General features: G+C 69.0%; 9 protein-coding genes. 3 read left to right on the top strand and 6 right to left on the bottom strand.

Annotated features, from left to right (window positions below):
• Positions 1 to 406 precede the first annotated feature (406 nt).
• Entirely contained in the window at positions 407 to 1,357 is a 951-nt protein-coding gene (gene mdh / locus AB0G04_RS16685) for a malate dehydrogenase (RefSeq protein ID WP_360982894.1), read from the top strand.
• A gap of 183 nt (positions 1,358 to 1,540) precedes the next feature.
• Here mdh and AB0G04_RS16680 read toward each other — a convergent pair whose 3' ends face one another.
• Together AB0G04_RS16680 and AB0G04_RS16675 are read right to left on the bottom strand one after the other, a co-directional pair.
• Complete coding sequence (locus tag AB0G04_RS16680) at positions 1,541 to 2,053, bottom strand: hypothetical protein (protein ID WP_360982892.1); 513 nt, start codon at positions 2,051 to 2,053, stop codon at positions 1,541 to 1,543.
• 341 nt (positions 2,054 to 2,394) lie between these two features.
• Positions 2,395 to 2,940 (bottom strand): hypothetical protein, encoded by a 546-nt coding sequence (locus AB0G04_RS16675; RefSeq protein ID WP_360982890.1) that lies wholly within the window; start codon positions 2,938 to 2,940, stop codon positions 2,395 to 2,397.
• A 112-nt stretch (positions 2,941 to 3,052) separates the two neighbouring features.
• Here AB0G04_RS16675 and AB0G04_RS16670 point away from each other — a divergent pair, with 112 nt between their 5' ends.
• Entirely contained in the window at positions 3,053 to 4,270 is a 1,218-nt protein-coding gene (locus AB0G04_RS16670; protein WP_360982888.1) for an NADP-dependent isocitrate dehydrogenase, read from the top strand.
• A gap of 154 nt (positions 4,271 to 4,424) precedes the next feature.
• Positions 4,425 to 7,022 (top strand): bifunctional acetaldehyde-CoA/alcohol dehydrogenase, encoded by a 2,598-nt coding sequence (gene adhE / locus AB0G04_RS16665; protein WP_360982885.1) that lies wholly within the window; start codon positions 4,425 to 4,427, stop codon positions 7,020 to 7,022.
• Positions 7,023 to 7,092: 70 nt separating this feature from the next.
• Here adhE and galT read toward each other — a convergent pair whose 3' ends face one another.
• From galT to AB0G04_RS16645, 4 genes are all read right to left on the bottom strand, one after another.
• Entirely contained in the window at positions 7,093 to 8,181 is a 1,089-nt protein-coding gene (galT, locus tag AB0G04_RS16660; protein ID WP_360982883.1) for a galactose-1-phosphate uridylyltransferase, read from the bottom strand.
• Entirely contained in the window at positions 8,178 to 8,954 is a 777-nt protein-coding gene (locus AB0G04_RS16655) for a DeoR/GlpR family DNA-binding transcription regulator (RefSeq protein WP_360982881.1), read from the bottom strand. Before AB0G04_RS16655 ends, galT begins: the two co-directional genes overlap by 4 nt.
• A 106-nt stretch (positions 8,955 to 9,060) precedes the next feature.
• On the bottom strand, positions 9,061 to 9,975 hold the full coding sequence (locus tag AB0G04_RS16650; protein ID WP_360982879.1) for a glycosyltransferase family A protein: 915 nt from the start codon (positions 9,973 to 9,975) through the stop codon (positions 9,061 to 9,063).
• On the bottom strand, positions 9,975 to 10,898 hold the full coding sequence (locus AB0G04_RS16645; RefSeq protein ID WP_360982877.1) for a sulfotransferase: 924 nt from the start codon (positions 10,896 to 10,898) through the stop codon (positions 9,975 to 9,977). Before AB0G04_RS16645 ends, AB0G04_RS16650 begins: the two co-directional genes overlap by 1 nt.
• Positions 10,899 to 10,905 lie beyond the last annotated feature (7 nt).

Below are 10,905 nucleotides of genomic sequence, written 5' to 3'. Positions count from 1 at the left end.
TGCAGCGCTGGCTTCTGGCCGGGTGACGGGGGCCCGAGCGCAGTGCTGTATCTGGGTTCTTGTTGCAGCGCTGGCTTCTGGCCGGGTGACGGGGGCCCGAGCGCAGTGCTGTATCCGGGCTTTTGTTGCAGCGCTGGCTTCTGGCCGGGTGACGGGGGCCCGAGCGCAGTGCTGTATCTGGGTTCTTGTTGCAGCGCTGGCTTCTGGCCGGGTGACCGGGGCCCGAACGCAGTGCTGTATCCCGACGGTTCATACAGCGCCGGGTCCCGGCCACTGTTGATCAAGTAGGGCGTAGCGTGGGAGTTGGACCAGTGGCTTAGGTCCCGTTCAACGGACCGGCTGGTAATCATGCGTTAACCGGCTGATACGGTCGCGAAAAATCGCCCGGACACTGGGAGACAGAGCTATGGGCAAGAAGGTAACCGTCGTAGGCGCCGGTTTCTACGGGTCCACGACCGCGCAGCGTCTCGCCGAGTACGACATCTTCGAGACGGTGGTTCTCACCGACATCATCGAGGGCAAGCCTGCCGGCCTCGCGCTCGACCTCAACCAGGCCCGTGCGATCGAGGGCTACGAGACCAAGGTCATCGGCGCGAGCACCGGGCCGAACGGCGAGGGCTACGAGGCCATCGAGGGTTCGGACGTCGTCGTGGTGACCGCCGGTCTGCCGCGTAAGCCGGGCATGAGCCGGATGGACCTGCTCGAGGTCAACGCCAAGATCGTTCGTCAGGTCGCGGAGAACATCAAGAAGTACGCGCCGAACGCCGTCGTCATCGTCGTGTCGAACCCGGTCGACGAGATGACCGCGCTCGCGCAGCTCGCCACCCAGTTCCCGAAGAACCAGGTGTTCGGTCAGGCCGGTGTCCTCGACACCGCCCGTTTCACCAACTTCATCGCCGAGGAGCTGAACGTCCCGGTGAAGAGCGTGAAGGCGCTGACCCTCGGTTCGCACGGCGACACCATGGTGCCGGTCCCGTCGCGCTGTACGGTCGACGGCAAGCCGCTGTCCGAGCTGCTGCCGGCCGACAAGATCGAGGAGCTGGTGGTCCGCACCCGTAACGGTGGCGCCGAGGTGGTCGCGCTGCTGAAGACGGGCTCGGCCTACTACGCCCCGTCGGCCGCCGCCGCCCGGATGGCGAAGGCCGTGGCTGAGGACTCCGGCGAGGTCGTCCCGGTCTGCGCCTGGGTCGACGGTGAGTACGGCATCTCCGGCGTCTACCTGGGCGTCGAGGCCGAGCTGGGTGCCACCGGTATCCGTAAGGTCGTCGAGGACAAGCTCACCGACACCGAGCTGGCCGGCCTGAAGGAGGCCGCCGAGGCGGTCCGCGCCAAGCAGGCGGACGTCGCCGGTCTCTGATCCGTTTCGCCGAAGGCCGGGGCCGCGCGCCCCGGCCTTCGCCGTTCCCGCAGTCCGGTAAGGACGGCGCGGCGCCGGGGCGGCGCTGGGTAGGACGGTGCGGGGTAGGGCGGTGCCGGGTAAGGACAGTGCTGGGTAGGACAGTGCTGGGTAGGGACGCAGTGCTGGGTGAAGATTGCGGGATCAGACGGTCAGCGGTGCGGCGATCAGGGTGATGACCACGAAACCGGCGACCAGGACGGTGGTGGCGCGCCGCAGCTCCGGTTCCCCGAACCGATCTTTCAGCTTGTCGTTGAGCAGCACGAACGGGACCACGAGGAACGGGATGATCGCGGCCGCCGCGGCCCACCGCATGCCGGTGACGAAGGCCGCGCCACCCGGCCCGCTGATCAGGTGGACGATGTAGTGGTCCTCGTACGGGAACAGCGCCTGAACGGTCGGCGCGAGCGCGGCGATCACGACGGCGACGGCCCACAGCCCCCAGCGTGGGACCCGTTTGCGAAGCAGCAGCAGAGCCCAGGCCAGACCGAAGGCGACGAAGACGATCAGCCAGCCGGCGATCGCCATACCCCACCGTTGTCCGCCGGTGAGCGAGCGTGCCCCGTCGACCCAGCCCCGGGCGCTGGATTCGCGGACGGCGACGAGCATGAAGAACGCGACGCTGCCGACCAGCCAGACGAGAGCTCCCAGCGCCACCCGGCCGAGCGACGGTGTCGGTGGGGGCGTCGGCGCAGCGGCCGGGGTGGCCGGACGGGCCGTTGCGTTTCCGGGCCGTGTACTGGTGCTCCGGCGTCGATTCTGGCCGCGCGAGTGCTGCCGGCGCTTCGAGGTATCGGGGGCCACCGCTCGATGTTAAGTTCCGCCGCCAAGACGACGGTGACCCCCGCGGCTCGCCGCTAAATCGACAGTGACCCCACGGTTCGCCACCAAGAGCGATGGTGACGTCAGGTTCCGCCACCAAGGACGCGAAACCGTCGTCAACAGACGCGGGATCGCCACCGACGGACGCGGGAGCGTCACCAAGGACGACGGTGACGTCAGGGTTCGCCGCCGAAGATGATGGTGGCGGCCAGCGAGGCGATCGATATGACGGCGACGAGCAGGACGGCCGGGACGAGTAGCCGGCGGCTGCCGAAGACGATCGCGGCTCCGGCTGCCAGGACGGTGATCCAGGCGGTCTGCCCGCCGGTGACGAAGTCGTCGGTCGCGGCCGGGAAGGGGTCCTTGTCCTGGCGGGCCGGGAGGAACCAGAGGACGACGGGGGCGGCCAGGGCAGCGACGACGACGAGCGTGATGCGGGCGGCCCGGCTGCGGACCCGGCGCGAGTTCGCGGCCCGGAGGCAGAGGGCGGCGGTGCCGGCGACGAGGGCCACGAAACACCAGCCGGCCAGTACGAGGCCGGTGCGGTGGTCGCCGAGGATCCGATGGGCCGCTGCGGCGACGTCGTCGCGGAAAAGGGCACCGGTGACGAGCGACACGGTGATCCCGGCGGTGACGGCGGCAACAGGTGCAAGACCGGCGAACCGGTCCGCCGTACCGCCGTGGCGGGCTTCGTAGTGCTTATCCGCGCGCCGGATCTTCATTCCCTGGGATGGTAGAGGGCAGCCGGTCGTACGGGGCCGCCCGGCGATCTTCGCGGGGCGGGCAGTACGCTCGTACTGCTAAGCGTGTGTTTCGGGAGAGGAGCGCCGGCCGATGGCGAAAATCAAGGTCAAGAACCCGGTCGTTGAGATCGACGGCGACGAGATGACCCGGATCATCTGGAAGCAGATTCGTGAGCAGCTGATCCTGCCGTACCTCGATGTGAACCTCGAGTACTACGACCTGTCGATCCAGTACCGGGACGAGACCGACGACCAGGTGACGATCGACTCGGCCAACGCCATCAAGCGGCACGGTGTGGGCGTCAAGTGCGCCACGATCACGCCGGACGAGGCGCGGGTCGAGGAGTTCGGCCTGAAGAAGATGTGGCGGTCGCCGAACGGCACGATCCGTAACATCCTCGGCGGTGTCGTGTTCCGCGAGCCGATCATCATGAAGAACGTGCCCCGGCTGGTACCGAGCTGGACCAAGCCGATCATCATCGGCCGGCACGCCCACGGCGACCAGTACAAGGCCACCGACTTCGTCGCGCCGAAGGCCGGCAAGTTCACCGTCACCTTCACGCCGGAGGACGGCTCGGAGCCGCTGGAGTTCCACGTCGCCGACTTCCCGGCCGGTGGCGTCGGCATGGCGATGTACAACTTCGACGAGTCGATCCGCGACTTCGCGCGCGCCTCGTTCCGGTACGGCCTGGCCCGCAACTACCCGGTCTACCTCTCCACCAAGAACACGATCCTGAAGGCGTACGACGGCCGTTTCAAGGATCTGTTCGCGGAGATCTTCGAGACCGAGTTCGCGGAGAAGTTCAAGGAGGCCGGTCTCACGTACGAGCACCGGCTGATCGACGACATGGTCGCCGCCGCGCTCAAGTGGGAGGGCGGCTACGTCTGGGCCTGCAAGAACTACGACGGTGACGTGCAGTCCGACACCGTGGCGCAGGGCTTCGGCTCGCTCGGCCTGATGACCTCGGTCCTGATGACCCCGGACGGCCAGACCGTCGAGGCGGAGGCCGCGCACGGCACGGTCACCCGGCACTACCGGCAGTGGCAGAAGGGCGAGAAGACCTCGACCAACCCGATCGCCTCGATCTTCGCCTGGACCGGTGGCCTCAAGCACCGCGGCAAGCTGGACGGCACCCCCGAGGTGACCGAGTTCGCCGAGAAGCTGGAGCGGGTCTGCATCGAGACCGTCGAGGGCGGTCAGATGACGAAGGACCTCGCGCTGCTCATCGGCCGGGACGCCCCGTGGCTGTCGACCGACGAGTTCATGAACGCCCTGGACGAGAACCTGGCGCGCAAGCTCGGCGCCTGATCCCGCAATCTCTCGAAAGTCCCGCCGGCGTCGCGCCGACGGGACTTTCGGCCTCTCAGGAGGGGTCCTCACGCCGCGTGCCGCCGGCTCCGCCGAGCCGACGATAGAGAGGCGGGGGCAACCCCCGCCGACTCGAGGCAAGGGGAAGAGAACCGTGGGCGAGCTGGAAGCGACGATCGACCTGCTGGTGCAGAACGCGCAGAGGGCTCTGAACGCCTACGCCGACTTCACCCAGGAGCAGGTCGACCACATCGTCGGCAAGGCCTCGGTGGCCGCGCTGGACAAGCACGGCGAGCTGGCGATGCTGGCGGTCGAGGAGACCGGGCGCGGCGTCTTCGAGGACAAGGCCGTCAAGAACATCTTCGCCTGTGAGCACGTCACGAACAGCATGGCCGGGATGAGGACGGTCGGCGTGATCCACCGTGACGACGTGAACGGCATCACCGAGATCGCCGACCCGGTCGGTGTGGTGTGCGCGGTAACCCCGGTCACCAACCCGACCTCCACGACGATCTTCAAGGCGCTGCTGGGGCTCAAGACCCGCAACCCGATCGTCTTCGCCTTCCACCCGAACGCCCAGCGGTGCAGCGCCGAGGCGGCCCGCGTGGTCCGGGACGCGGCGATCGCGGCCGGTGCCCCGGAGAACTGCATCCAGTGGGTGGAGCAGCCGTCCCTCGCGGCCACCGCCGCCCTGATGAACCACCCCGGTGTCGCGACCATCCTGGCCACCGGCGGCAACGCGATGGTCCGGGCCGCGTATTCGACCGGCAAGCCGGCGCTGGGCGTCGGCGCCGGCAATGTTCCGGCGTACGTCCACCCGTCGGCCGACGTGGTCCGGGCCGCTCACGACATCGTGGTCTCGAAGACCTTCGACAACGGCATGATCTGTGCCTCCGAGCAGGCCGTCATCCTCGACCGGTCGATCGCCGAGCGTGCGCTGAAGGAGTTCGTCCGGCTGCACGCCTACGTGGTCCGGCCGGAGGAGAAGAAGCTCCTGCAGGATTTCATCTTCCCGCCGGACGGTGAAGGCACCGACTGCGTCGGCGAGAAGCTGAACGCCTCGGTCGTCGGCCGGTCGCCGGTGTGGATCGCGGAACAGGCCGGGTTCAGCGTGCCCGAGGACACCTCGATCCTGCTGGCCGAGATCTCCGAGGTCGGCCCGGCCGAGCCGCTGAGCCGGGAGAAGCTCTGCCCGGTGCTGGCCGTGCTCCGGGCCGAGGACGAGGAGCAGGGCATCTGGTACGCCGAGCAGATGGTGGAGTTCCACGGTCTCGGTCACAGCGCGGTCGTGCACGCCAAGGACGCCGAGCTGTCCGAGCGGTTCGGCAAGCGGATGAAGGCGGTCCGGATCATCTGGAACGCGCCCGCCTCGCAGGGCGGCATCGGCGACATCTACAACGGCTTCCGGCCGTCCCTGACCCTGGGCTGCGGCAGTTACGGGCACACCTCGGTGTCCGACAACGTGTCCGCCCTGAACCTGCTCAACATCAAGCGCATCGGCCGTAGGACGAACAACATGCAGTGGTTCAAGGTGCCCGCGAAGATGTATTTCGAGCCGCACGCCATCCGTTACTTCCGGGACATGCCGGGCGTCAGGCGGGTCACCATCGTCACCGACCACACCATGACGAAGCTCGGGTACGTGGACCGGATCAGCAACGTGCTGCGGGAACGCCCGGAGCCGGTGACGATCCAGATCATCGACGGGGTGGAGCCGGAGCCGAGCATCGACACGGTACGCGGCGGCGCCGAGCTCATGCGCTCGTTCGGCCCGGACACCATCATCGCGCTCGGCGGTGGTTCGCCGATGGACGCGGCGAAGGTGATGTGGCTGCTCTACGAGCACCCGGACGTCGACTTCGCGGACATGAAGGAGAAGTTCTTCGACGTACGCAAGCGGGCTTTCAAGTTTCCGACCCTGGGCAGCCTGGCGCAGCTGGTCTGTGTGCCGACGACGTCCGGCACCGGCGCCGAGGTGACCCCGTTCGCGGTCATCACCGACACGGCGACCGGGCAGAAGTACCCGCTGGCCGACTACGCGCTGACCCCGAGCGTGGCGATCATCGACCCGCACCTGACGAAGGACCTGCCGCCGGTGGTGACCGCGGACAGCGGCTTCGACGCGCTGACCCATGCGACCGAGGCGTACGTCTCGGTCTATGCGAGCGACTTCACCGACGGCCTGGCACTGCACGCGATCAAGCTGATCTTCGAGAACCTGGAACGGGCGGTGAAGCAGGGCAGCGACGACCCGATCGCCCGGGAGAAGATGCACAACGCCGGGACGATCGCCGGCATGTCGTTCGGCAACGCGTTCCTCGGCATCGTGCACGCCATGGCGCACACGCTGGGCGCCACCTTCCACGTGGCGCACGGCCGGACCAACGCGATCCTGCTGCCGCACGTGATCCGGCACAACGGCACCGTGCCGGCGAAGCTGAACAGCTGGCCCAAGTACGAGCGGTACATCGCCCCGGAGCGGTTCCAGGAGATCGCCCGGCACCTGGGCCTGCCCGCCGAGACCCCCGCGCAGGGCGTCGAATCGTACGCCCGCGCCGTGGAGAAGTTGCGGGACGCGGTGGGCATCCCGTCGTCGTTCAAGGGCGCCGGCGTCGACGAGCAGGAGTTCGTCGAGGCGCTGCCGCAGCAGGCGATGAACGCCTACCTCGACCAGTGCGCGCCGGCCAACCCGCGGATGCCGATGCTCGACGACATGGAGCGGATCATGAAGAACGCCTACTACGGGTCGTAACCAGAAGACGGCCCGGCTCGTTGACGAAGCGGGAGGCCTTGTCCCGGGCCTCCCCGCTTCGTGGTGCCGCTCAGATGTCGCGCAGCCGCTGGGCCGCGGCCTCCGGGACGATGTCGTTGACGAAGGCGCCCATCGCCGACTCGGATCCGGCCAGGTACTTCAGCTTGTCCGCGGCGCGGCGGATGCTGAACAGCTGCAGGTGCAGATAGCCCAGCTCACGGCCCTCGCCGACGACCGCCTGGTGCCACGCCGAGATGTAGGGCATCGGCTTGCCGAACAGCCCGTCGAAGCGGCGCAGCAGATCGAGGTAGATCGGGCCGAACGCGTCGCGTTCCGCGTCGGTCAGCGCGGGCAGGTCGGGAACGTGCCGGTGCGGGGCCAGGTGGACCTCGAACGGCCAGCGAGCAGCGGCCGGCACGTACGCCGTCCAGTGCTCGTTGGCGGCGATCACCCGTACCTTCGCCTCCTGTTCGGCGGCGAGGACGTCGGCGTAGAGATTGCGCCCGCCGGTCCTCTCCGCGTGCCGCGCGGCGGCACGCAGGTAGGCCGCCGTCTTCGGCGTCACCGTCGGGTAGGCGTAGATCTGCCCGTGCGGGTGGTGCAGCGTCACGCCGATCTCGACGCCCCGGTTCTCGAACGGGAAGACCTGCGCGACACCGGGCAGGCCGGAGAGCTCGGCGGTGCGGTCGGCAAGTGCATCGACGACGGTACGGACACGCGCCGGCGGAAGTGAGCCGAAGGCCGCGTCATGATCGCTGGTGAAGCAGACCACCTCGCAGCGGCCGAGGCCCGGCCGCACCGGCACCAGATCGGTGACCTGGGTGATCTCGTCCGGCACGATCCGGTCGCTGAACGACGGGAACTGGTTCTCGAAGACGACGACGTCGTAGTCGGGTGCCGGGATCTCGCTGGCGAACCGGTCGCTGCTCGGGCAGAGCGGGCACGCGTCCGACGGCGGCAGGAACGTGCGGGTGTTGCGGTGTGCGGCGACCGCGATCCACTCGTCGGTCAGCGGGTCGTGGCGCAGCTGGGAGGCCGGCGGCGGGGGCGGAAGCTGCCGGGTGTCGGGGAAGCCCGCACGCCCGCTGTCCGGGGATTCGTCGAAGTAGATCAGCTCACGGCCGTCGGAGAGACGGACAGCCGACCGGGTCGGGGTCACTGGGGGTTCACCACCACGAGTTCAGGAACGGTTTCCGAGAGCAGTTCGCGCGCGTCCTCGTCCAGCCCGTCGTCGGTGATCAGGACGTGGGCGCGGGCCAGCGGCACGATCGAGGAGATACCGACGGTGCCCCACTTGGTGTGGTCGGCGAGCACGACCAGGCGCTCGGCTGCCTCCACCAGGGCCCGGTTGACGTCGGCCTCCATCAGGTTGGGCGTGGTGTATCCGGCCCGCTCGCTCATCCCGTGCACGCCGAGGAACAGCATGTCCAGGTGCAGCGTGCCGATGGCGGCGACCGCGACCGGGCCGACGAGGGCATCCGAGGGCGTACGGGTACCGCCGGTGAGCACCACGGTCTGGTCCGCCCGCCCGCCCCGGTAGAACACGTCAGCGACCGGGATCGAGTTGGTCACCACGGTCAGCGACGGGACGTCGACGAGGCGCTGGGCCAGCTCGGCGGTGGTGGTGCCGGCCGAGAGGGCGATGGCGTCACCGGGGGAGACCAGGGCCGCGGCGCGCATTGCGATGGCGGCCTTCTCGCCGCGCTCGCGTACCGACTTGGCGGTGAAACCCGGCTCGTGCGCCGATCCGGGACTGACGGTGGTCGCGCCGCCATGTACCTTCGCCAGCAGGCCGCGTTCGGCAAGCGCTTCCAGGTCGCGGCGGATGGTCATGTCGGAGACGGCGAACTCGGTGGCGAGCTCGGTGACCCGGACACCGCCCGAGGCACGGACCCGGTCGAGGATCGCGGCCTGTCTCTGCTGTGCCAGCATCAGTGGTGCCGGCCACAGTCGTGACGCTGGCCCAGGTCGTTATACCGCACTAATTCGAACACATCCGAACGGTACCCTGTGATCGGGTCGGTTTGAAAGGGTGAGTTCAGATACCCCGGCCCCGCTTGTGCAGCGCTGAAAGGACGTTCTCCACCTTCACCGCACCCGTCATCGCCGCGAGCGCGATCGCGGTGCGCGGTTCGCGCCAGTTCGCCCGGACCGCCTCACGGGTGTAACGCCAGGCCGCGGTCCGGTTGCCGGACGCCGCCGACCAGCACGCCAGCTGACCGTAGACCCGGGCCGCGCCCGGCCGGCAGCCGCTGATCTCCGGGTGCCGCTGCATCATCCAGCGCAGCGACGAGATCTTGGTGGCGTACTCGTACGCGTAATGCGAGGTCCGTCCCCACAGCACCCGGACCAGCGGCTCGTCCAGATGAACGATCGGCGCGCGGCGGGCCGCCCTGAGAAGAAGATCCCAATCCTCGTTCTGGCTGCCCGGTGCGTCCTCGGCGACCAGCCCGATCCGCTCCGGGTCCAGAGCCTCCCGGCGGATCAGGAACGAGGACGAGTGCAGCATCGACATCCGGGAACGGGCCAGATCGCCGACGGTCACCCGGGAGTGGCCGGCCAGCCGCGGGGTGCAGCGGCCCTCGTACTCCACCTCGATCGCGCACGTGGCGAACTCCGCCTCGGGTTCGGCAAGCAGCGCGGCCACCTGACGGCGCAGCTTGTCCGGCAGCCACTGGTCGTCGTCGTCGCAGAACGCCATCAGCTCGGTGTCCAGCGCCAGCAGGCCGGTGTTGCGCGCGCCCGCCAGGCCGGAGGCCCGCCAGTTGGTGAGCACCAGAACCGGCACACCGTCGGTCGAGGCGAGCAGATAGTCCGGCTCGGTCTGGTCGTAGACGACCACGACCTTCAGCTCACCCGGGTAACGCTGCCCTCGTACCGCGGCGATCGCGCGGCGGACCAGCTCGGGGCGGTTCCGGGTGGGGATCACGACCCCGACGGACGGCCAGTTCATCACGCCTCCGATGTGATGTTGAGCGGATACCCGTACGCCCGGAGCAGTGGCCCGCAGACCGCGCCGACCAGCCGGCGCTGCCCGCTCGGCAGGGCGCGCACCCACGCGTCGTCGCGGCGCAGAGGCAGCCGGCCGACCGTGAAACGCATCGGATTGCCGGCGGCACTGTGCCCGACCCGCAGGTCGGCGTGCCCGTTGCGGAGGAACTCGAGGTCCTCGGGGTGCAGCTTGACGCCGGCGAAGTCGGCCAGGTGGATCAAGCCGGCCCGCGGGTCGGTGAGGAACTCCTCGTAGCGGATCCGCCGGACCGGTACGCCGCGGCGGGCGAGCAGGCCGAAAGCGGCGTTGTGGGCGTTCCAGAGCAGCGCCGAACGGCCGGGGGAGTAGCGGGTCATCTCGTCGGCGCCGTCGGTCTCCGGGCGGGTCACCTTCTTGGTCCACGAGTACGCGACACCGCGGGCGTCCCGGACCACGTGCACCACCCGCAGGTCGACGTCGTCGGCCCAGCGCAGCACGTGAGCGAGCGACGAGTGCTTGGAGGAGTCGATCACTACGCGGGCGCCGGCCACCTCGGCAGCCGCGGCGTAGACCCGGGCGTAGTAGGAGGCGTACTCGCGTACCTCTGGGGAGGCGGCGCCGGCGGTGGCCAGGCGCGGGATGTGCCGGGTCCGTTCCACCGCGTCGCGGAGGGCGTGCACCCGGGCCACGTCGACGTTCGTCCAGCCGTTGAAGGCCAGGTCACCGACTCGCCGCCAGAAGGTGCAGCCGGAGAAGCGGGAGCCGCAGCCGCACCGCTCGTCGTCGCGGAGGTCGCGTTGCCACAGGTGGACGACCTCGCCCAGCGCGCACATCCCGGGAAGCTCACCGAGCAGGCGTTCGACGAGGGTTGTACCGCTTCGTCCTAATCCGCCCAGAAAAAGCACTTCTGCC

The organism is Actinoplanes sp. NPDC023801, assembly GCF_040639655.1.
Taxonomy (GTDB): Bacteria; Actinomycetota; Actinomycetes; order Mycobacteriales; family Micromonosporaceae; genus Actinoplanes.
This window is presented reverse-complemented; position numbering and strand designations above follow the sequence as displayed.

Bases quoted from the DNA above. Each gene is read 5' to 3' on its own strand.
- mdh (WP_360982894.1), top strand. From the start codon at position 407: ATGGGCAAGAAGGTAACCGTCGTAGGCGCCGGTTTCTACGGGTCCACG.
- AB0G04_RS16675 (WP_360982890.1), bottom strand. From the start codon at position 2,940: ATGAAGATCCGGCGCGCGGATAAGCACTACGAAGCCCGCCACGGCGGT.
- AB0G04_RS16670 (WP_360982888.1), top strand. From the start codon at position 3,053: ATGGCGAAAATCAAGGTCAAGAACCCGGTCGTTGAGATCGACGGCGAC.
- AB0G04_RS16655 (WP_360982881.1), bottom strand. From the start codon at position 8,954: ATGCTGGCACAGCAGAGACAGGCCGCGATCCTCGACCGGGTCCGTGCC.
- AB0G04_RS16650 (WP_360982879.1), bottom strand. From the start codon at position 9,975: ATGAACTGGCCGTCCGTCGGGGTCGTGATCCCCACCCGGAACCGCCCC.